Annotated in this window: 19 protein-coding genes; 10 read left to right on the plus strand and 9 right to left on the minus strand. The window is 71.6% G+C overall.

From position 1 onward, the window contains the following. Positions 1-96: 96 nt before the first annotated feature. Positions 97-2,145, minus strand: coding sequence for an NPCBM/NEW2 domain-containing protein (locus tag ACFPQ9_RS31530; protein WP_380861032.1), 2,049 nt, complete (start codon positions 2,143-2,145; stop codon positions 97-99). Between the two features lie 204 nt (positions 2,146-2,349). Here ACFPQ9_RS31530 and ACFPQ9_RS31535 point away from each other — a divergent pair, with 204 nt between their 5' ends. The 3 genes from ACFPQ9_RS31535 to ACFPQ9_RS31545 all read left to right on the plus strand — a co-directional run bounded on the left by ACFPQ9_RS31535 (position 2,350) and on the right by ACFPQ9_RS31545 (position 4,909). Then, positions 2,350-3,360 carry a TIGR01777 family oxidoreductase gene (locus ACFPQ9_RS31535; RefSeq protein ID WP_380861035.1) on the plus strand — a complete coding sequence of 337 codons (1,011 nt, stop codon included), beginning with the start codon at positions 2,350-2,352 and terminating at the stop codon, positions 3,358-3,360. Between the two features lie 30 nt (positions 3,361-3,390). Next, positions 3,391-3,720: a hypothetical protein gene (locus ACFPQ9_RS31540; RefSeq protein ID WP_380861038.1), complete on the plus strand. Its 330-nt coding sequence runs from the start codon at positions 3,391-3,393 to the stop codon at positions 3,718-3,720. Between the two features lie 145 nt (positions 3,721-3,865). Continuing rightward, on the plus strand, positions 3,866-4,909 hold the full coding sequence (locus ACFPQ9_RS31545) for an NUDIX hydrolase (protein WP_380861040.1): 1,044 nt from the start codon (positions 3,866-3,868) through the stop codon (positions 4,907-4,909). Between the two features lie 115 nt (positions 4,910-5,024). On the opposite strand, the gene ACFPQ9_RS31550 is transcribed toward ACFPQ9_RS31545, so the two are convergent. Beyond that, positions 5,025-6,380 carry a dipeptidase gene (locus ACFPQ9_RS31550; protein WP_380861043.1) on the minus strand — a complete coding sequence of 452 codons (1,356 nt, stop codon included), beginning with the start codon at positions 6,378-6,380 and terminating at the stop codon, positions 5,025-5,027. Between the two features lie 133 nt (positions 6,381-6,513). Between ACFPQ9_RS31550 and ACFPQ9_RS31555 the strand changes: the two genes are divergently transcribed. After that, positions 6,514-7,758 (plus strand): geranylgeranyl reductase family protein, encoded by a 1,245-nt coding sequence (locus ACFPQ9_RS31555; protein ID WP_380861045.1) that lies wholly within the window; start codon positions 6,514-6,516, stop codon positions 7,756-7,758. Here ACFPQ9_RS31555 and ACFPQ9_RS31560 read toward each other — a convergent pair. Continuing rightward, complete coding sequence (locus tag ACFPQ9_RS31560) at positions 7,748-8,197, minus strand: nitroreductase family deazaflavin-dependent oxidoreductase (protein WP_380861047.1); 450 nt, start codon at positions 8,195-8,197, stop codon at positions 7,748-7,750. The genes ACFPQ9_RS31555 and ACFPQ9_RS31560 overlap by 11 nt on opposite strands. 133 nt (positions 8,198-8,330) lie before the next feature. Between ACFPQ9_RS31560 and ACFPQ9_RS31565 the strand changes: the two genes are divergently transcribed. The 3 genes from ACFPQ9_RS31565 to ACFPQ9_RS31575 all read left to right on the plus strand — a co-directional run bounded on the left by ACFPQ9_RS31565 (position 8,331) and on the right by ACFPQ9_RS31575 (position 11,100). Continuing rightward, the gene (locus ACFPQ9_RS31565) at positions 8,331-9,041 is read left to right on the plus strand and encodes a TetR/AcrR family transcriptional regulator (RefSeq protein ID WP_380861049.1); all 711 of its coding nucleotides are present in this window, start codon (positions 8,331-8,333) and stop codon (positions 9,039-9,041) included. A 155-nt stretch (positions 9,042-9,196) separates the two neighbouring features. Then, on the plus strand, positions 9,197-10,438 hold the full coding sequence (locus ACFPQ9_RS31570; protein WP_380861052.1) for a sensor histidine kinase: 1,242 nt from the start codon (positions 9,197-9,199) through the stop codon (positions 10,436-10,438). Continuing rightward, complete coding sequence (locus tag ACFPQ9_RS31575; protein WP_380861054.1) at positions 10,435-11,100, plus strand: response regulator transcription factor; 666 nt, start codon at positions 10,435-10,437, stop codon at positions 11,098-11,100. The genes ACFPQ9_RS31570 and ACFPQ9_RS31575 overlap by 4 nt, the downstream gene beginning before the upstream one ends. Here ACFPQ9_RS31575 and ACFPQ9_RS31580 read toward each other — a convergent pair. Beyond that, positions 11,061-11,345, minus strand: a complete 285-nt coding sequence (locus ACFPQ9_RS31580) for a DUF6332 family protein (protein ID WP_380861057.1) — start codon at positions 11,343-11,345, stop codon at positions 11,061-11,063. The genes ACFPQ9_RS31575 and ACFPQ9_RS31580 overlap by 40 nt on opposite strands. Before the next feature lie 71 nt (positions 11,346-11,416). Next, positions 11,417-12,910: an MFS transporter gene (locus ACFPQ9_RS31585; RefSeq protein WP_380861060.1), complete on the minus strand. Its 1,494-nt coding sequence runs from the start codon at positions 12,908-12,910 to the stop codon at positions 11,417-11,419. An 85-nt stretch (positions 12,911-12,995) separates the two neighbouring features. Here ACFPQ9_RS31585 and ACFPQ9_RS31590 point away from each other — a divergent pair, with 85 nt between their 5' ends. After that, entirely contained in the window at positions 12,996-13,385 is a 390-nt protein-coding gene (locus ACFPQ9_RS31590; RefSeq protein WP_380861063.1) for a MarR family winged helix-turn-helix transcriptional regulator, read from the plus strand. 18 nt (positions 13,386-13,403) lie between these two features. Here ACFPQ9_RS31590 and ACFPQ9_RS31595 read toward each other — a convergent pair whose 3' ends face one another. Further along, a complete protein-coding gene (locus ACFPQ9_RS31595; protein WP_380861066.1) occupies positions 13,404-14,144 on the minus strand; it encodes a maleylpyruvate isomerase family mycothiol-dependent enzyme in 741 nt (246 codons plus the stop codon). Positions 14,145-14,296: 152 nt separating this feature from the next. Between ACFPQ9_RS31595 and ACFPQ9_RS31600 the strand changes: the two genes are divergently transcribed. Further along, entirely contained in the window at positions 14,297-14,848 is a 552-nt protein-coding gene (locus ACFPQ9_RS31600; protein WP_380861069.1) for a DM13 domain-containing protein, read from the plus strand. Between the two features lie 152 nt (positions 14,849-15,000). On the opposite strand, the gene ACFPQ9_RS31605 is transcribed toward ACFPQ9_RS31600, so the two are convergent. Then, a complete protein-coding gene (locus tag ACFPQ9_RS31605; protein WP_380861327.1) occupies positions 15,001-16,203 on the minus strand; it encodes an MFS transporter in 1,203 nt (400 codons plus the stop codon). A gap of 219 nt (positions 16,204-16,422) precedes the next feature. On the opposite strand from ACFPQ9_RS31605, the gene ACFPQ9_RS31610 reads away from it, so the two are divergent. Continuing rightward, positions 16,423-17,901 carry a glutamate-cysteine ligase family protein gene (locus ACFPQ9_RS31610; protein WP_380861072.1) on the plus strand — a complete coding sequence of 493 codons (1,479 nt, stop codon included), beginning with the start codon at positions 16,423-16,425 and terminating at the stop codon, positions 17,899-17,901. 12 nt (positions 17,902-17,913) lie between these two features. On the opposite strand, the gene ACFPQ9_RS31615 is transcribed toward ACFPQ9_RS31610, so the two are convergent. Continuing rightward, complete coding sequence (locus ACFPQ9_RS31615; RefSeq protein ID WP_380861075.1) at positions 17,914-19,026, minus strand: Gfo/Idh/MocA family protein; 1,113 nt, start codon at positions 19,024-19,026, stop codon at positions 17,914-17,916. Beyond that, positions 18,996-19,706 (minus strand): ThuA domain-containing protein, encoded by a 711-nt coding sequence (locus tag ACFPQ9_RS31620; RefSeq protein WP_380861078.1) that lies wholly within the window; start codon positions 19,704-19,706, stop codon positions 18,996-18,998. The genes ACFPQ9_RS31615 and ACFPQ9_RS31620 overlap by 31 nt, the downstream gene beginning before the upstream one ends. Positions 19,707-19,732 lie beyond the last annotated feature (26 nt).

The raw sequence follows: 19,732 nt of genomic DNA on the forward strand, positions 1-19,732 counted from the left end.
GAGGACGGACACCCCCCGGCACGGCCCCGACCCACCCACCACCGAAGGCGCTACACGCACCCCCACTCACACCAGCGGGCCGCCGCAGGCATCCGCTCAACAACTCAACCGGGCCTCCGCCCAGTCCCCGTGGTCCGAGGTGATGCCATCGCCGCCATCGGTGGCGACCAGCCGGACGACCTGCGCACCGGTCACGTCGGCCGTGATCGCCTGGGCCGGCATCGCGTTCGTGAGGACCCCGGTAGAGGCGGCCTTGGCACCGTCCGCCCAGATCTCGAAGGCGACGCTGCCGTCAGCGCCCTCCTCGTCGTCGACCCCGACCCGCGCGGTCACCGTCTCGCACGCCCTGCCGACGTAGTACTCGACGGCGCTCTCCGCGTGCACGCCGAGCCCTGTGCCGTACACAACACCACCCACAGTGATCGGATGCCCGTCACCGGCATCGCTCTCACCGTTGCTGGTGTTGCGCTCGACAGGTCCCCACCCATTGGTGGCCGACAACCAGGTCAGGTCACCGAGCCCGGACGTCCCCGAGGGCGGCGGCGCCACCACGGTCGCGGTCAGCGGCAACGCGCTGTCCACGCGCACACCGGTCGGTGAGCGATAACTCGCCTTGAGAGTGAGGCCGTACGACCCCACGGGCGTCCCCGCCGGTGCCCTGACCGCCCACTCGGTGCGCAGGGACCGGCCGGTCGGGAGCGCGGGAGACGCGGTCGGTGACGTGGCCCTGACGGACCAGCCCGCGGGCCCGCTCAGCGCGACGGACACACGCTTCGCAGCCGTACGCCCGAGGTCGGTGACCGTAGAGGTCAGCGAGGCCGTCCGGCCCGCCTCGACCAACGAACCGCCCTCCAGGCCGAGTTCGACGGCGGGCGGGTGCTGGGCCCACCGGCCGTCGGCGTGGACGCGGACGAGAACCGTGCCGTGCGCGGGGACCGTCGCGCCGATCGTGCCCGCGGTGTTGTAGCTGCGGTGCTGCCACAGATCGCGCATCGTATAGGCGTCGGCGGCAGGCAGACCGACCGCCGAAGCGCTGGTGGTGATGCGCTGAGCGGTGCCGGACTCGTTGAACAGCGCCACCGCGCGGCTGCCGTCCCGCATCTCCTTGGCGACGACCCAGCGCCCGCCCTCGGAGGAGATCACGGCGCCCTGCTTGCCCAGCGGGTCCTGGTCGACCGCGATGACCTCCCGGTTGCCGAGGATCTCGAAGGTCTCCTCGGACGCCGACCGCAGATCGGAGCCGATCAGCAGCGGCGCCGCCATGATCGACCACATCGAGAAGTGCGAGCGGTACTCGGTGTCCGTCATGCCGCCGTTGCCGACCTCCAGCATGTCGGGGTCGTTCCAGCGGCCGGGTCCGGCATACGCCGCGAGCGGCAGGTTCTGCTTCAGGATCGACAGCATCGAGCCCCAGTTGTCGCTGATGTCACCGGTCGTGCGCCACAGCTGTCCGACATCGGCGGCCCATTCCCAGGGCTTGTTCTCGCCCCATTCGCAGATGCTGTACACGATCGGCCGACCGGTGGCCGCGAGCGCGTCGCGCATGGTCGTGTAGCGCTGCTTCGCGTCCACACCCTGGTTGTTGCAGTTGTCGTACTTGAGGTAGTCCACGCCCCAGTCCGCGAACTGCTGGGCGTCGCTGTACTCATGGCCGAGGGCGCCGGGGAAGCCGGCCGTGTTGCAGGTCTTCGTGCCCGCGCTCGTGTAGATGCCGAGCTTCAGGCCCTTGGCGTGCACATAGTCCGCGACCGCCTTGATCCCGCCCGGGAAGCGGACCGGGTCGGGCACGAGCTTGCCGTTCGCGTCCCGGCTCGGCAGGGCCCAGCAGTCGTCGAGATTGACGTATTCGTAGCCGGCGTCCTTGAGACCCCTCTCGACGAAGATGTCCGCGATCCCCTTGACCATGGCCTCGTCGAACTCGGCACGGCAGTGGGTGGAGTTCCAGTTGTTGAAGCCCATGGGCGGGGTGAGCGCGAGACCGTCGTCCACGGCGGGCGCGGTGTCCACGGCGGGAGAGGCGGCTGCGGCGCTGGCGGCGGGGGCCGCCCCGGCCGCCGGGACGGCAAGCCCCGTCGCGCACAGCAGCCCTGCCACGAGCGAGCCGAGCAGCCTTCTTCGGGTTGTGCGGGTGTGAAGGTGACGCATCGTCACGTTCCTCCGAACCGGCGAGAGCGGGATGACGCGACGACGACATGTACGCGTCACAGTTCGCTCACGGTAGAACCTGTCGGAGTGTGTTGGAAAGTGGTGTGTAGCTGAACCTGTACGTGTGGCGCATTTTCGGCGGTGTGCTTTTTGAACATGTTCAACACTCTGCGATAGGCTCGCTCCCACACCGAGGGGGAGCCGATGAAGATAGTGATTCCCGGAGGAACCGGGCAGGTGGGCACGATCCTGAACCGTGCGTTGAGCGCGGCGGGTCATGAGGTGATCGTCCTGACCAGGCGGCCCAGGCGTGAGCGAGAGGTCGAGTGGGACGGGCGGACGTGGGGCCCGTGGGCCGGGGAGATCGACGGCAGCGACGTCGTGATCAACCTCGCCGGGCGCAGCGTCAGCTGCCGGTACACCCGGACCAACCTGCGGGCCATGATGGATTCGCGGGTGCACTCCACGGAAATCGTCGGCGAGGCGATCGCCGCCGCCGGCCGGCCGCCCGGGATCTGGCTCCAGATGAGCACGGCCACCGTCTACGCCCACCGCTTCGACGCCCCGAACGACGAGGCGACGGGCGTCATCGGCGGCGGCGAGCCCGATGTGCCGGACTACTGGTCCTACAGCGTCGAGATCGCCAGGGCGTGGGAACGGGCGCAGGAGGTGGCCGACACGCCGCACACCCGCAAGGTCGCCCTGCGCTCCGCGATGGTCATGAGCCCTGATCGCGGCGGCGTCTTCGACGTCCTGCTGCGACTCGCACGGCTGGGACTCGGCGGCCCGGTGGCGGGCGGCAGGCAGTACGTCTCCTGGATCCACGACCGGGACTTCGTCCGCGCGGTCGAGTTCCTGATCGAGCGGGACGACCTGCGCGGGCCGGTGAATCTCGCCGCTCCGCAGCCCCTGCCGCAGCGCGCGTTCATGCGGGAGCTGCGCTCGGCCTGGGGCGTCCCCGTGGGTCTGCCCGCGACGAAGGCCATGGCCGAGCTCGGCGCGTTCGCCCTGCGCTCGGACACCGAGCTCCTGCTGAAGAGCCGCCGGGTCGTCCCCGGCCGGCTGCTCGCCGAGGGGTTCGGCTTCGAGTACGCCGACTGGCCGGAAGCGGCCGGCGATCTCGTACGGCGACGGCGACGGCCACGGCGTGGCGACCGGGGCCGGGCCGGGGACGAAGACGCGCTGGTGTCCGGTTCGTCCCGAGGCGGGGCGTGACTCCGGAGCCGTTTCACAGTTGAACCGGCCATGAAGAAGCGCAGCATGCTCGCCATCGCCTCCCTGGCCACCGGATTCGTCGTCGCGGCGGTCACCCCGTCCCACTCGGTCGAGACCTCCGGCACCTCCGGCACCGGCTCGCCTTCGGCCGGGCTGCCCGGCACCACCGGCGGTCAGCTCAAGGCCGCCGGCCTGGACATGAGCGGCAAGAAGCTCGGTGGTCTGGGCACCACCGGTACGACCAAGCTCGCCGGGGTCAACGTGGACCAGGCCCTGGACACCTTCGGCAAGGCGATCAACCGCGAGACGGACCGGGCCGTGAACGACGCCCCGCACGGCAAGCCCGGAAAGAAGGGCTGACGAGCCCGCCGACCCGACCGCACGGCGCCGCTGCCCCGCATCCGAGGGGGCTCCGGCGCCGTTGTCATGCGCCCTCTACGAGAGCTGGTTTCCGTGGCAGGGTGGAGCGGGCAAGCCACAGGGGGCCAACAGAAGAGGGGGAAACGTGATCGTCTGGATCAACGGCGCTTTCGGTGCGGGGAAGACCACCACCGCACGGGAACTGATCGAGCTGATCCCGAACAGCACGCTCTTCGACCCCGAGGTCATCGGCGGAGCACTCACCCACCTGCTCCCGCCCAAACACCTCACCGAGGTCGGTGACTTCCAGGACCTGCCGATCTGGCGCCGTCTCGTGATCGACACGGCTGCCGCACTGCACGCCGAGCTCGGCGGGACCCTCGTAGTCCCGATGACGCTGCTGCGCCAGGAGTACCGCGACGAGATCTTCGGCGGTCTCGCCGCCCGCCGTATCACCGTCCAGCATGTGCTCCTCACCCCGGCGGAAACGATCCTGCGGGAGCGAATAGCGGGTCGGGAGATCCCGCCGGAGCTGCCCGACGGCGAGATACGGATCCGGCAGTGGTCGTACGACCACATCGAGCCGTACCGCGCCGCCTTCGCTTCCTGGCTCACCGCCGACGCCCACCCCGTCGACAACAGCGGCCTGACGCCGTACGAGACGGCTGTCCGCATCGCCGAGGCGGTCGGTGACGGGACGGTGCCCGTCTGCGACATCGTGCAGACGCCCGAGCCCACCGCCGAGACCCTCGCCGCGGGCGTGCTGCTCTTCGACGAGCAGGACCGGGTGCTGCTCGTCGACCCCACGTACAAGGCCGGCTGGGAGTTCCCCGGCGGTGTCGTCGAGCGGGGCGAGGCACCCGCGCGGGCGGGCATGCGCGAGGTCGCCGAGGAGACGGGGATACGGCTCGACGACGTACCGCGGCTCCTGGTCGTCGACTGGGAGCGGCCCATGCCCCCGGGCTACGGCGGTCTGCGGCTGCTCTTCGACGGCGGCCGGCTCGACTCCGAGGAGGCCGAACGCCTGCTGCTGCCCGGCCCCGAGCTGCGCGACTGGCGCTTCGTCACCGAGGAGGAGGCCGCCGAGATGCTGCCGCCGGTGCGCTACGAGCGGCTGCGCTGGGCACTACGGGCGCGCGAACGCGGGGCCGCGCTCTATCTGGAGGCGGGCGTTCCGGCGCCTTCCTGAGCGAGCCCCGGCTCGCGTACTGCAGGAACAGCGCCAGGATCGCGGACGCCGTCCGCAGTCGGCCGCTCGCGCGCCTGCGGGCCGCCGCCCCGACGGGCGGCGGCCCGCAGATCCCTCAACTCGCCGCGTAATTACGCAGGAAGACCGCTTCGGCGACCGAGAGGCGCTCCAGCTCCTCGGGGGACACGCTCTCGTTCACGGCGTGGATCTGCGCCTCAGGCTCGCTCAGGCCGATGAGCAGGATCTCGGCGTGCGGGTAGAGGGCGGCGAGGGTGTTGCACAGCGGGATCGAACCGCCCTGGCCCGCGTACTGCATCTCCTGGCCGGGGTACGCCACCGCCATCGCGTCCGCCATCGCCTGGTACGCAGGGCTGCTGGTGTCGGCGCGGAAGGCCTGGCCCTGGCCGATCTGCTCGGAGCGCACCCGGGCGCCCCACGGGGTGTGCGTCTCCAGGTGGGCCTGCAGCAGCTTGGTCGCCTCGGCCGCGTCCACGCCCGGCGGCACCCGAAGGCTGACCAGGGCACGCGCGCTCGCCTGCACGGACGGGGTGGCGCCTATGACCGGCGGGCAGTCGATGCCGAGGACCGTGACGGCGGGGCGGGCCCAGATGCGGTCGGCGACCGTGCCGGAGCCGAGCAGCTCGACGCCGTCGAGGACCTTGGCGTCCGTACGGAACTGCTGCTCCTCGTACTGGAGCCCCTGCCACGACGGTCCTTCGGTCAGCCCGTCCACCGTCGTCGAACCGTCCTCGGCGCGCAGCGAGTCCAGTACGCGAATCAGCGCGCCGAGCGCGTCGGGCGCGGCCCCGCCGAACTGGCCGGAGTGCAGATTGCCCGCGAGGGTGTCGATCTGGACGCGGACGAGCGTCATGCCGCGCAGGGTCGAGGTCACCGTCGGCAGCCCGACACGGAAGTTGCCCGCGTCGCCGATCACGATGGTGTCGGCCTCCAGCAGGTCCGGGTGCTGCTCGGCGTACCGCTCAAGACCGCCCGTGCCCATCTCCTCCGAACCCTCGGCGATCACCTTGATGTGGACGGGGACGCCGCCGTTGGCCTTCAGTGCACGCAGGGCCAGCAGATGCATGATCACGCCGCCCTTGCAGTCGGCGGCCCCGCGCCCGTACCAGCGGCCGTCGCGCTCGGTCAGCTCGAAGGGCGGGGTGCTCCAGGCGGCCTCGTCCAGCGGGGGCTGCACGTCGTAGTGGGCGTACAGCAGGACCGTCTTCGCGCCCTCGGGGCCGGGCAGGTAGCCGTACACGGACTGCGTGCCGTCGGGGGTGTCCAGCAGGGCGACGTCCTCGAAGCCCTCGGCGCGCAGCGCGTCGGCGACCCAGCGGGCCGCGCCCTCGCTCTCGCTCCTCGGGAACTGGTCGAAGTCCGCCACCGACTTGAACGCCACCAGTTCGGTGAGCTCCGCCCGCGCCCTGGGCATCAGCGAGGCGACGGTCTCGGCGACCGGATTCGACGACATGGGCACGCTCCTTGTGGGTGCGACGTTGTACGTGTGAGTGCTGTGATCCTCCCACAACGGCCTGCGACGACGCCCGCCGTAGGATGCGGGGGACAGCAGCGGACGGCGGCTTGATCAGGAGCAGTAGACCATCGTGAGCAGCGAGAACTCTTCGGCGGACGACGTGCGGCAGGTGTGGGACGTCGTCGTGGTGGGTGCGGGACCGGCGGGGGCCTCGGCCGCGTACGCGGCGGCGGTCGCCGGGCGGCGCGTACTGGTGCTGGAGAAAGCGGAGCTGCCGCGCTACAAGACGTGCGGCGGCGGCATCACCGGCCCCTCCCGCGACTCGCTCCCGCCCGGCTTCGAGCTGCCCTTCCGGGACCGGGTGCACGCGGTGACGTTCTCGAACAACGGCCGCTTCACCCGCACCCGCCGCTCCAAGCAGATGCTGTTCGGGCTGATCAACCGGCCCGAGTTCGACCAGCAGCTCGTCGAGCACGCCCAGAAGGCGGGCGCCGAGCTGCGGACGGGCGTCACCGTCCAGCGCGTCGAACAGCACGGCCCGGAGGTGCCGGACCGGCGCTCCGTCGCGGTCGTCCTCCAGGGCGGCGAGACGCTGCTCGCGCGGGCCGTGGTCGGCGCGGACGGCAGCGCGAGCCGGATAGGAGCACATGTCGGGGTGAAGCTCGACCAGGTGGATCTCGGTCTGGAGGCGGAGATCCCGGTGCCGGAGACGGTCGCCGAGGACTGGAAGGGCCGGGTCCTCATCGACTGGGGCCCGATCCCCGGCAGTTACGGCTGGGTGTTCCCCAAGGGCGACACCCTCACGGTCGGTGTCATCTCGAAGCGCGGCGAAGGCGCCGCGACCAAGCGGTACTTGGAGGAGTTCATCGGCCGGCTCGGCCTCGCCGGCTTCGAACCGAGCGTCTCCTCCGGGCACTTGACGCGCTGCCGGGCCGACGACTCGCCGCTCTCGCGCGGGCGGGTGCTGGTGTGCGGTGACGCGGCGGGACTGCTGGAGCCGTGGACCCGCGAGGGCATCTCGTTCGCGCTGCGGTCGGGCCGGCTCGCGGGGGAGTGGGCGGTGCGGATCGCCGAGGCGCACGACGCGGTGGACACCCGGCGTCAGGCCCTGAACTACGCCTTCGCGATCAAGGCGGGACTCGGCGTCGAGATGAGCGTCGGCAAGCGGCTGCTGACGGTGTTCGAGCGTCGTCCGGGGCTCTTCCACGCGGCGCTGACCGGTCTGCGGCCGGCGTGGAAGGCGTTCATGGACATCACCCGCGGTTCGACGTCGCTGGGCGAGATCGTGCGCAGCCACCCCATGGCCCAGCGTGCCCTGACGGCGATGGACCGTCGCCCGGCGCCGGAGCCGGCGGGCGACGAGGTCACTTCCTGACGGTGATCCGGAAGACCGGGTGGTCCTGGGCCGCCGCGGTGATCTCCTCGTCGGAGGACTTCGCGGTGACGCCCTGGAAGTACTGGTTGACCTCCCAGCCCCACTTCTCCAGATAGGTCCGCAGGATCGGGAGCTTCTCCGCGTCGGGAAGCTCCACCGCGGTGAACTCACGGACCTTGCGGCCGACCCGCAGCTCCCCGCCCCCGGCGACCCGCATGTTGCGCACCCACTGCGAGTGGCCGCGGGCCGAGACGAGGTACTGCACACCGTCGTGGACGTGCGGGTTGACCGGGATGCGCTGCATCTTGCCGCTCTTGCGTCCGCGCACCGACATCTCCGCCGTGCCCGCGATGCTGAGTCCGTGCCGGGCCAGCCAGCCGATCACGCTGTTGAGGCGGACGTTCAGCGGGCTGCCCTTGAGGTAGTACGGCGACGACATGGAGACTCCTGGAGGACGAGTTGAGAGAGCACTGCTCTCGCTTGAGAGCAGTGTGCACGAGAACGCCGATCCAAAGCAAGAGCAGTGCTCTCGAATATGTGCACTGCTCCGTTTTCATGGGACACTGCCTCACATGAGCAGCACCACACAGGGCGCCCGCGCCCGCGCCCGCAGGGAAGTCACCGCGGCCATCAAGGACGAGGCCCGCAGACAGCTCGCCGCCGAGGGCGCCGCCAGGCTGTCGCTGCGCGCCGTGGCCCGCGAACTCGGCATGGTCTCCTCCGCCCTCTACCGCTACTTCCCCAGCCGGGACGACCTGCTGACCGCTCTCATCATCGACGCCTACGACTCCCTCGGCGAGAGCGCGGAGGCGGCGCACGCCGGGGCCGTGGACGCGGACGCCGGGCCCGTGCGGCGGTGGGTGGCGGTGGCGGAGGCGGTACGTGACTGGGCCTTGCGGCATCCGCACGAGTACGCGTTGATCTATGGCTCACCGGTGCCGGGGTATGTGGCGCCCGACACCACGGTGCCGCCCGCCTCCCGTGTCGGGCTCGTCTTCATCGGCATCGTGCGCGAGACCCACCGTGGGGGCGGTCTCGCCGAGTTGCCGTCCCTGCGGGCCGAACTGGACCCCGAGGCCGAGCGCATGGCTGCCGATCTCGCGCCCGACCTTCCTCCGGCGGCGGTCGTGGCCCTTGTCGCCGCGTGGGCACAGCTCTTCGGGCTCGTCGGGTTCGAGCTGTTCGGGCAGTTCCATCGGGTCGTGGAGGACCGGGAGCCGTTCTTTCGGCATGCGGTGGGGCGGCTGGCGCGTGGGGTGGGTCTGGTGGAGGCGGAGAGCTGAGTGCTCGCGTCCACGCGGCGGAGCCGCCTGCTGATACAGCCCCGCGTCCCTTCGGGTCGCTGCCCTGATCGCCGCCGTGTACTGCGGCGGGAGTATCTGTGATCGCCACGCGCGGGTGACGCCCCCCGGCGGGCATCGCGTCTAGCGTGGCGGACATGGACGAGCAGCAGGTGCGTCGGGGCGGAGGCCCGCCGGCGTGGTGGCGGCATGGGCCGGCGTGGTGGGACCGGTGGGACGACGAGGGGCGTGCCCGTCGGTGGCCCTGGCGCTCCACCCTGCTGCTGACGTTCTTCGTGATGGGCGGGTCCAACTACGCGGCCCAGAACCAGCACGACCGGGAGGATCTCGATCCCTATGCCCGCGTCCTGCTGCTCGTGGCGACGGGGCTGCTGCTGTGGCGCAAGCGGTACCCGGTGGCTGTCGCGTTCGGGACCTCGGCGGCCGCCCTGGTCTATCTGGGTGCCGGGTATCCCTATGGCCCGGTCTTCCTCGCCGTGGCCGTGGCCTGCTTCAACGCCATCGTCACCGGGCACCGCAAGGCGGCCTGGGCGGCGATCGGGGTGCTCTGGGTCGGACACGCGCTGGTGGCCCACTGGCTGTACCAGTGGCTGCCGCCGTCCGACGACCCGGCCGCGCCCTGGGGGCAGGAGGGTGTGATCGCCGCCTGGGTCGCGGCGATCCTGGCGGTGTCGGAACTGGCGAGGACGCGGCGCGAGCAGTGGGCCAAGGAGCGGGCCGAGCGGGCGCAGGCGGCGCGGCGGCGGGCCGACGAGGAGCGGCTGCGGATCGCCCGCGAACTGCACGACGTCCTCGCGCACAGCATCTCCGTGATCAATGTGCAGGCCGGCGTCGGCCTTGCCCTCCTCGACACCGACCCGGAGCAGGCGCGCTCGGCGCTCACCACCATCAAGGCCAAGAGCAAGGAGGCGCTCGGCGAGGTCCGTCAGGTCCTCGACACGCTGCGCGCCCCCGGCGACGCACCCCGCGCCCCCGCGCCCGGCCTCGACCGCCTGCCCGAACTGGTGGAGCAGGCGGCGAGCGCGGGCCTCACCGTCGAGGTCGACGGCGAGCCGCCCCGCCTCCCGCCCGGCACCGACCTCGCCGCCTTCCGGATCGTGCAGGAGGCGCTGACCAATGTCGTACGGCACTCGGGCTCGCGGCACGCACGTGTGCGCCTGGAGCACGACGACGTCACGACGCTACGGTTGCGTATCGACGACGACGGTCCGGCGACCGGCGCCGACGCGGGCGGCAGCGGCAACGGACTCGCCGGAATGCGGGAGCGGGCGGCGGCGCTGGGTGGCACGATCGAGGCGGGTCCGCGCGACGACGGAGGGTTCCGGGTGCTGGCCGTGCTGCCGTTGAAGTCCGCCGTCGAGGCCAAGGAGGACCGGTGATCCGCGTACTGCTCGCCGACGATCAGTCACTGGTGCGGGCCGGCTTCCGGGCGCTGCTCGACGCCCAGCCCGACATCGAGGTGGCCGGCGAGGCGGCCGACGGCGAGGAGGCGCTGCGCAAGGTGCGCGAACTGCGGCCCGACGTCGTCCTGATGGACATCCGCATGCCGCTCCTCGACGGACTCGCCGCGACCCGCCGGATCACCGACGACGACGCCCTCGCGGAGGTGAAGGTGGTCATGCTGACCACCTTCGAACTCGACGAGTACGTCTTCGAGGCCATTCGCTCGGGCGCCTCCGGCTTCCTGGTCAAGGACACCGAACCGGACGAACTCCTGCGTGCCGTACGGGCCGTGGTCGAGGGCGACGCGCTGCTGTCGCCCGGGGTGACCCGCCGTCTGATCGCCGAGTTCGCCGCCCGCTCCAAGGAACCCGCGGCCGCCGACACCCTCACCGAACTCACCGAACGCGAGCGTGAGGTGATGGCGCTGGTCGGCATCGGCCTGTCCAACGAGGAGATCGCCCGCCGTCTGGTGGTCAGCCCGCTCACCGCGAAGACCCACGTCAGCCGCACCATGGTGAAGCTCGGCGCCCGCGACCGGGCCCAACTCGTGGTGCTGGCCTACGAGTCGGGGTTGGTCCGGCCCGGCTGGTTGGGCTGAGACTCCCGGCCGAACCGCATCAGGACGCTCACCACACGGGCGAAGAACAGCACCACCGCGACCGTGGCGCCGACACCGACGAAGGTGCCGCGCGTGCCCTTCGACAGGTCGAAGACGTACGCCGGACCGACGATCGCCCCGAACAGCACCGCCGCCGCGAACGCGGCGCTGACCAGCGCATACCCGATCTCGACGGTGATCGCGTCCCGCTCGGCCCGACCGCGCCGGCCCCCGTGATTGTCCATCCCCCGAGTCAAACAGGGGTGCGCCCGGCGGAGCAAGTGGCTCCGCCGGGCGCCGGTGGGAGGCGTTCCCCTCAGTCGCGGACCGCCACGCGCTCCGCTTCCGCCTCCTTCGCGGTGGACTTGGCGACCACGACGGTCCGCTGCTCGCGGCGCGTGCGCAGTCCGGTGAGGGCGATCAGCAGGCCCGCGACCGCGATCCCGGTGATCACGACGAGGGCGGGCAGGTAGCTGTCCAGCACGGCCTGCGGGGAGGCCGGTTCCGCGGGCGCGTTCGCGGTGAGGACCGCCGTCACCACGGCCAGGAACAGCGCGCCGCCCACCTGCACCGAGGTGTTGAGCAGACCCGACACCATGCCCTGCTCGTGCTCGTCGACGCCGTTGGTGGCCTGGACGTTGAGCGAGGGGAAGGTCAGCGCGAAGGCCGAGCCGACCAGCAGCATCGTCGGCAGGATCACCGCCGCGTAGAGCGGGTCGAGGTCGATGCGCAGGAAGAGCAGATAGCCCGCGACCATCAGGGCGAAGCCGATCGCGATGAGACGTGCCGTGCCGAACCGGTCGATGACCGCGCCGACCTTCGTCGCCGACAGCGCCACGAGCGCACCCGCCGGCAGGAAGGCCAGCGCCGTGTGCAGCGCGGACCAGCCCAGCAGCTGCTGCATGTACAGCGTGACCAGGAACTGGAAGCCGATGTAGCTGCCGACGAACGTCAACGCGCCCAGCTGCGCCCGCACCTGGGCCCCGGAACGCAGCACGCCCAGCCGGATCAGCGGGCTCGGGCTGCGCCGCTCGACGCGTACGAAGGCGGTGAGCAGGACGGCGACCGCGACGAAGGACAGGATCGTGCGGGCCGAGCCCCAGCCGGCCTCGGGAGCCTGGACGACGGTGAACACCAGCAGCAGCATCGAGGCGGTGCCGAGGACGGCGCCCGGGATGTCGTAGCCGCCCTCCGACTTCTCGCGCTCGCTGCGCGGCAGCAGCTTCAGGCCGACGGCCAGGGCGATCAGCGCGATCGGCGCGGGCAGCAGCATGGTCAGGCGCCAACTGGCCTCGGTGAGCAGCCCGGAGAAGACCAGGCCCATCGAGTAGCCGGTGGCGCCGCAGGTGGTGTAGATCGACAGCGCGCGGTTGCGTACCGGGCCCTCGGCGAAGGTCGTCGTGATGATGGACAGGCCGGCCGGTGCCGTGAACGCCGCGGCCAGGCCCTTGATGAACCGGCTGGCGATCAGCAGCGGGCCCGAGTCGACGAGGCCGCCGAGGAGCGAGGCGAGCGCGAAGACGGCCAGGGCCACCAGGAACACCTGGCGCCGGCCCAGCAGATCGGCGGTGCGGCCCCCGAGGAGGAGCAGCCCGCCGTAGCCCAGGATGTAGCCGCTGACGATCCATTGCAGGGTCGAGGTCGAAAGGCCCAGGTCGGCACCGATGGACGGCAGGGCGACGCCCACCATCGACACGTCCAGCGCGTCCAGGAACATCGCGGCGCACAGCACCAGCAGGGTGCCCCAGAGCCGGGGCGTCCAGCGGGCCGTGGCGGACGCGGCCGCCGGGGAGTTGAGCGGAGAGGTCATGCCGAGGACACTACATGCGTGTGCATGAGATGCAAGAGCATTTAATGCGGCTGCAATGATCCCGGATTTCTGCTACGGTGCGCCCATGGCGGCGAAGAAGGCCGAGCAGGCGCTCGTGGACCAGTGGCGGGACATCCTGGCGCTGCATGCGCGCACCCAGTGCGAACTCGACCGTGCGCTGCATCAACACGGCCTGTGCGCCAGTGACTTCGAGGTCCTGGATGTCCTGGTCGGCGGCTCCGGGCGCAGCGGCTCCTCGCTGCGTGTGCAGGAGATCTCCGAGCGCGTCCATCTCAGCCAGAGCGCACTGTCCCGGCTGATCGCCCGGCTGGAGAAGGACGGGCTCGTCGAGCGCTGCATGTGCCCGCAGGACCGGCGCGGTGTGGTGGTGGCCCTCACGGCCAGGGGCCGCGCGCTGCACGGCGAGGTACTGCCCGTGCAACGCGCGGTGCTGACCAGGATGCTGACGAACTGACTTGCGTTGGGGCCGGGTTCAGCTCCAGGTGACGGCCGAGTTCTCCCGCCACAGCGCGCCGATCGAGGCGTCGCCGTTCACCTGCGGGAAGGGCAGCCGGTTCCACAGCGACAGATACAGCAGGCCGGCCGGCCCGGAGATCTCGCAGTCGGCCCGAGCGGTGTCGCCCCGCTCGGCGGCAGGCGGCTCCTGCGACAGCCGTACGGTCCACACGGCGTCCTCCGTGTCCGTCGCCCGCACCCGCAGCACTCGCGGTTCGGCACTGCGGACCCGGCTCTTGGAGCGGGCGTGGAACCCGCGCAGCAACTCGTCGACGCCGTCCGCCGCGAAGCCGGGGTCGATCTCGTCCGGCGTGCCACCGCGCGCCGACTGGGCGTCGAAGCGGTGGACGGTCGTCTCGTGGGCCTGCCTGCGCGCCCAGAACGCCAGCGGCGACGGGGCGGGCAGGAAGTGCCAGCACCGCACGTCGGCGGGGGCGCCCGCGAGCGTGTCGACCAGGTGGCGGTGGCCCTCCCGGAACCAGGCGAACAGCTCCGCGCCGTCGAGGTCCGGCAGGCCGCCGTCCGGCTGGTAGGAGGTGTGCCCCTCGGCCACGAAGGCCGCCGCCCAGCGGTGCACCATCCCGGTGTGCCGCACCAGGTCCCGCACCTGCCACTCCGGGCAGGTCGGCACCTTGGCCTCCGTCCCGGCCTGCTCGGCGGCCGCGGCCAGCAGCAGGCCCTCATGGTCCAGGGTTCGCACGTAGTCGGCTGTCTCCATGGGGGTGAGTGTGCCGGATGGAGTGTGGTCGACGGGAGAAGGGCCCCTGTACGGCGACGTAAGACTTTCGTCATCACGCTGCGTGTACACGGTGGGCTCCGGGTTCCTATTGAATGGACGGCGACGGACAACTACCGGAAAGCGAGACGGGTATGGGGCGCGTGCGGAAGGCGCTGTGGGGACCGCTGGGCCTCGGGGTGCTGGTGCTGGTCCTCGTCGCGGGCGGCCTCGGGCTGTACTGGTTCCAGCCGTGGAAGCTGTGGCAGGACACCACCGTGGAGGAGGCCCTGCCTGCGGCGGTCGGGACTTCCGCACCCGCATCCAGCGGACCCACCGCGTCGGCGCCCGGACCGAAGACGCTGGCCGGCGGCGAGCTGATCAGCCATGAGCACACGACCTCGGGCACGGTGAAACTCCTGCGGCTGGCCGACGGCTCCCATGTCGTACGGCTGGAGAACCTCGACACCAGCAACGGGCCGGACCTGCGGGTGTGGCTGACCGACGCGCCGGTGAAGGAGGGGGTGGGCGGCTGGCGTGTCTTCGACGACGGCGCGTACGTCAGCCTGGGCCGGCTCAAGGGAAACAAGGGCAGCCAGAACTACGCCGTGCCGCAGGACGTCGACCTCTCCCGCTACAGCAGCGTCAGCATCTGGTGCGACCGGTTCGACGTGTCCTTCGGGGCCGCGGAACTCGCCCGGGTGTGAGGGCGCTCAGGACGACGGATGGGAACAGGCGATGTCGTAGGGCATCGGAGGGGCTGATGCCGAAGGCCCCCTGACGGGTGCCATCCGGTCATCATCCGCGGCGCGGGCGGGTCCGACCATGCGTCGGGCCCGCAACGCGCTGTCGGGCAGGGTCAGTTCGGCACCGCGCGCCGGGTCGCGACCCCGATGAGTGTGGCGATGGCCGCGAGTACGGCGACGCTGGTCAGGGCGACGGGCAGGGAGAGCCAGTCCGCCATGAAGCCGATGGCGGGCGGGCCGAGGAGCATGCCGCCGTAGCCGAAGGTGGAGGCCGTGGCGACGCCGTTCGGGCCGGCCAGGGTGCCCGCGCGTTCGACGGCCACGGGGAAGAGGTTGGCCAGGCCGAGTCCGGTCACCGCGAAGCCGAGCAGCGCGGCCCACAGGCTGGGCGCGAGCGAGCCGAGCAGCATTCCGGCGGCGGCGGTGGCGCCGCCCGCGACGACGGTACGGCCGTGACCGAGCCGTTCGAGCAGGGCCGTACCGCTGAGCCGGCCGATGGTCATGGCCAGGGCGAAGCAGGAGTAGCCGAGGGCGGCGACGCCGGACGAGGCGTCGAGGTCCTGTTCGAGGTGCAGGGCTCCCCAGTCGGCCATGGCGCCCTCGCCGTAGGCCGTGCACCCGGCGATCAGGCCGAAGACGATCACCAGGCCGCGGGTTCGGCCCCGCGGTCGGCGGGCGGTCTCCTGCGCGGAGGGTGCGGGGGTGGGGGTGGACGGCGACTCGTGGCGCAGCAGCGTCGGGGCGGGCGGTGGCTCGTGGCGCAGCAGGGTGGGGGCGGCCACCGCCGTCACCAGCAGCCCGATGACGGCGAGAGCCGCCAGGTGCCGGGTGGGGGAGAGGGACCCCGCGACCAGCCCGCCGAGGCCCGCGCCCACCATGCCGCCCAGGCTGAAGGCCGCGTGGAAGCTGGGCATGATCGGCCGGCGCAGGGCGGTCACCAGGTCCACGGCCGCGCTGTTGAAGGCGACGTTGATACCGCCGTAGGCCGCCCCGAAGATCAGCAGGACGGCGCCGAGGGCGAGGACCGAGTGGGTCAGCGGGGGCAGGGCCACGCTGAGGGAGAGCAGTACGGCGCACACGACCGTGACCTGGTGGCTGCCGTAGCGGCGGCAGAGCCGGCCGGTCAGCGTCATGGTGAGGACGGCGCCGGCGGAGACGCCGAGGAGCGCGAGGCCCAGATCGCCGGCGGAGGCGCCGGTCTGCTGCTTGACGGCGGGGATCCGGACGACCCAGCCGGCGAAGAGAAAGCCGTCCAGGGCGAAGAAGGCGGTGATGGCGATGCGCAGACGGGTGAGGTCGCTGCTGGTGCCCGGCACGACCTTGTGCAGACGGGCTTTGTTTATTTGCGGCACAAACTCAGGCTAGGTGGGTGTGCGACGGGCGGCAAGGGGGTTCCGGGGTGGACCGGGACACGGGCGGAGTGCCGCCTGCCCGCCCGCCCGCGCGAACCGGCGCCGTCCCCTGACTGTCCCGGTCCGGCCCGAAGTGCCACTCTGGGACGAGAGGTATCCGCCGAGGGAACTCGGGAGGGCACGATGGGACGTGACGTGCCGGCCCTGGTGTTCACGCGGGAGGATCGCCGCCGGTACCGGGACAAGATGCACACCTGCCTCGACGTGCTGGCGCAGATGCTCCGTGAGTCGACCTTCGAGAGCGAGCGGCCACAGGTCGGGCTGGAGATCGAGCTCAACCTGGTGGACGACGACGGACGGCCGGCGATGCGCAACACCGACGTCCTGCGGGCCATCGCCGATCCCGCCTGGTCGAGCGAGCTGGGCCGTTTCAACCTGGAGATCAACATCCCGCCGCGCGAGCTGACGACCGGCGGACCCGGGGCGTGGGAGCTGGCCATCCGTGACGCGCTCAACCACGCCGAGGAACGCGCCTCCGCCGTGGGCGCGCACCTGATCATGATCGGCATCCTGCCGACGCTGGGCGAGACCGACGTGGACGAGACAGCCCTGTCCGGCGATCCCCGCTACCGGCTGCTCAACGAGCAGATCTTCGCCGCGCGGGGCGAGGACCTGCGGATCACCGTCGACGGCGTGGAGCGTCTGTCGACGTACGCCGACACCATCACCCCGGAGGCCGCCTGCACCAGCACCCAGTACCACCTCCAGGTCTCGCCGCGGGAGTTCGCCGACTACTGGAACGCGGCCCAGGCGGTCGCCGGCGTACAGATCGCCCTCGCGGCGAACTCGCCGTACCTCTTCGGCAAGGAGCTGTGGCGCGAGACCCGTATCCCGCTGTTCGAGCAGGCAACGGACACCCGTCCGGTGGAGATCAAGGCCCAGGGCGTACGGCCCCGGGTGTGGTTCGGGGAGCGCTGGATCACCAGCGTCTTCGACCTCTTCGAGGAGAACGTGCGCTACTTCCCGGCCCTCCTGCCGCTGTGCGACGACGAGGACCCGCAGCAGGCGCACGATCAGGGCGGTGTCCCGCAGCTGGGCGAACTGACCCTGCACAACGGCACGATCTACCGCTGGAACCGCCCCGTCTACGCCGTCACCGACAGCGGCCCCCATCTGCGGATCGAGAACCGGGTCCTGCCCGCCGGCCCCACCGTGGCCGACACCATCGCCAACGGCGCCTTCTACTACGGCCTCACCCGCGCCCTGGTCGACGACGACCGGCCGGTCTGGACCCGGATGTCCTTCTCGGTCGCCGAGGAGAACCTCCACACCGCCGCCCGCGACGGCATCGACGGCCGCCTGTACTGGCCCGGCATGGGCGAAGTCCCGGTCACGGAACTGGTGTTGCGGCGCCTGCTGCCCCAGGCCCACCGGGGCCTGGAACTCGCCGGCATGGACGCGGCCTGGCGCGAACCCCTGCTCGGCATCATCGAGCAGCGCTGCATCACCGGCCGCAACGGCGCCCTGTGGCAGGCCGAGGCGGTCCATCACCTGGAGAAGAACGGCGCCTTTGACCGGGACGAGGCGCTGCGCCGGATGACCCGGACGTACATGGAGTACATGCATCTCAACGCGGCCGCGCACACCTGGCCGGTGGACTGACCGGAGCCGGGGTCACCGGCCGCCGGCACCCCGCCACTCCCCGGCGGGCGTCAGCGGTACGGACACGGGTGGCCGTGCCGAGGTCGTCAGCTCGATACGGCGGCCCTCCCGTGCCGAGCGCAGCAGCGCGGTCATCGTCTCCAGTACGTGCAGGGCGAGTTCGCCACTGGCGCGGGGTGCTCGCCGCGGTCCCGCGGTGACGAAGTCGAGCAGGCCGACACCCCGGGCGCCGTCGACGTAGCCCGCCGAGACCGGCTGTCTGCGCCACTGGGTGTCGCCGAGCGCGAAGAGGCGGACCTCGCCGTCGAAGCGGTTCGGATCGGGCACCGCGAGCGTGCCCGTCTCGCCGTGCACCTCGATCGGCGTGGCGGTCGTGGCCACCCCGTCGAAGCTGGTCGTGAGCGTCGTCAGGGTCCCGCCGACGTGTTCCAGCATCCCGCTGACGTGCGTGTCCACCTCGACCGGAATCCGCTCGCCCGCACGCGGCCCGGAGCCGATGACGCGCTCGTCGCGCAGCCGGCCGGCCGCGCCCGTCACGGCCCGCACCGGACCCAGCAGATGGATCAGGGACGCGAGATAGTACGGCCCCATGTCCAGCAGCGGGCCGCCCCCGGCGGTGTAGTAGAAGTCGGGGTGCGGATGCCAGCGTTCGTGTCCCGGCGTGACCATCACGGCCGACGCGAACTGAGGGCGTCCGATGCTCCCCGCCGCCACGGCCGCCCGCGCCGTCTGGATGCCGGTGCCCAGGACGGTGTCCGGCGCGCAGCCCACGGTGACGCCTGCCTTCGCGGCCGCCTCCAACACGGCCCGCGCGTCACCGAGTTCGGCCGTCAGCGGCTTCTCCCCGTACACGTTCTTCCCGTGGCCGATCGCGCCGAGGGCGATCTCGGCGTGCGCCGCGGGCACGGTCAGGTTCAGCACCGTGTCCACGTCCGGGCTGCTCAGCAACTCCTCGACGCCCATGGCCTCGACGCCGGACAGCTCCGCCGCGACCGCGGCCGAACGGGAGGCGTCGAGGTCGGCGACCGCCGTGATCCGTACCGCGGGATGGCCGACGAGGGTGTCCAGATAGGCGCGGGAGATGACGCCGAGTCCTACGACGCCGACGCGGTGCGCGTCGCCCACAGCATGCCCCTCTCGATGACGGTGCGGACGGCGGGGTGTTCAAGGACGTCGAGGCTGTGCCCCGGTGTCGTCACGACGACGCGTCCGGCGCCCCAGCGACGGGTCCAGACCGCCGGCGAGGTGACCGGCCGGTGCCAGGGCTGCCACGGCCGGACCGGATGGGTCGTGGTGGCCAGTACGTCGATCAGGTCGTCGTGGAGCACCCAGTACTGCTCGGTGTGCAGCTCGAAGTCCTCGACGCCGGCGGTGACGGGGTGTTCGCGGCCGAGCTCGGTGATGTCGACGGTGTGCGGCAGGTAGTTGTCCTCCTGGCCGCCCAGACGCTCGCACGGCTCCTTGCCCGGGTGGGTCGCGAACTGCCCGCCCACCAGATGGAGATAGTCGGAGGAGGCCCTGAACGAGTCGGCGATCCCGCCGTGCCAGCCGGTGAGTCCGGTGCCGGCCTCCACCGCCGCGCTCAGTCCCGCCAGCTGCTCGGCGGTGATCTGCGACATCGTCACGCACTGCACGACGAGGTCGGTGCCGGCCATCGCGTCCGCGTCGGCGTAGACGTCGGTGGACTCCTCGATCCGGACGTCGTAGCCGTTGGCGCGCAGGAAGGGCAGGAACAGCTCCGTCGCCCGGACTGGCTGATGCCCCTCCCATCCGCCTCGGACCACCAGGGCGTTCTTGCGCGTCATCTCGTCCCTTCACAGGGCGTGGCACG

Origin of the sequence: Streptomyces coerulescens, assembly GCF_042657965.1 — a bacterium.
GTDB classification, from domain to species: domain Bacteria; phylum Actinomycetota; class Actinomycetes; order Streptomycetales; family Streptomycetaceae; genus Streptomyces; species Streptomyces coerulescens.

Bases quoted from the DNA above. Each gene is read 5' to 3' on its own strand.
- ACFPQ9_RS31530 (WP_380861032.1), bottom strand. From the start codon at position 2,145: ATGCGTCACCTTCACACCCGCACAACCCGAAGAAGGCTGCTCGGCTCG.
- ACFPQ9_RS31535 (WP_380861035.1), top strand. From the start codon at position 2,350: ATGAAGATAGTGATTCCCGGAGGAACCGGGCAGGTGGGCACGATCCTG.
- ACFPQ9_RS31540 (WP_380861038.1), top strand. From the start codon at position 3,391: ATGAAGAAGCGCAGCATGCTCGCCATCGCCTCCCTGGCCACCGGATTC.
- ACFPQ9_RS31550 (WP_380861043.1), bottom strand. From the start codon at position 6,380: ATGTCGTCGAATCCGGTCGCCGAGACCGTCGCCTCGCTGATGCCCAGG.
- ACFPQ9_RS31560 (WP_380861047.1), bottom strand. From the start codon at position 8,197: ATGTCGTCGCCGTACTACCTCAAGGGCAGCCCGCTGAACGTCCGCCTC.
- ACFPQ9_RS31565 (WP_380861049.1), top strand. From the start codon at position 8,331: ATGAGCAGCACCACACAGGGCGCCCGCGCCCGCGCCCGCAGGGAAGTC.
- ACFPQ9_RS31570 (WP_380861052.1), top strand. From the start codon at position 9,197: ATGGACGAGCAGCAGGTGCGTCGGGGCGGAGGCCCGCCGGCGTGGTGG.
- ACFPQ9_RS31580 (WP_380861057.1), bottom strand. From the start codon at position 11,345: ATGGACAATCACGGGGGCCGGCGCGGTCGGGCCGAGCGGGACGCGATC.
- ACFPQ9_RS31585 (WP_380861060.1), bottom strand. From the start codon at position 12,910: ATGACCTCTCCGCTCAACTCCCCGGCGGCCGCGTCCGCCACGGCCCGC.
- ACFPQ9_RS31590 (WP_380861063.1), top strand. From the start codon at position 12,996: ATGGCGGCGAAGAAGGCCGAGCAGGCGCTCGTGGACCAGTGGCGGGAC.
- ACFPQ9_RS31595 (WP_380861066.1), bottom strand. From the start codon at position 14,144: ATGGAGACAGCCGACTACGTGCGAACCCTGGACCATGAGGGCCTGCTG.
- ACFPQ9_RS31600 (WP_380861069.1), top strand. From the start codon at position 14,297: ATGGGGCGCGTGCGGAAGGCGCTGTGGGGACCGCTGGGCCTCGGGGTG.
- ACFPQ9_RS31610 (WP_380861072.1), top strand. From the start codon at position 16,423: ATGGGACGTGACGTGCCGGCCCTGGTGTTCACGCGGGAGGATCGCCGC.
- ACFPQ9_RS31620 (WP_380861078.1), bottom strand. From the start codon at position 19,706: ATGACGCGCAAGAACGCCCTGGTGGTCCGAGGCGGATGGGAGGGGCAT.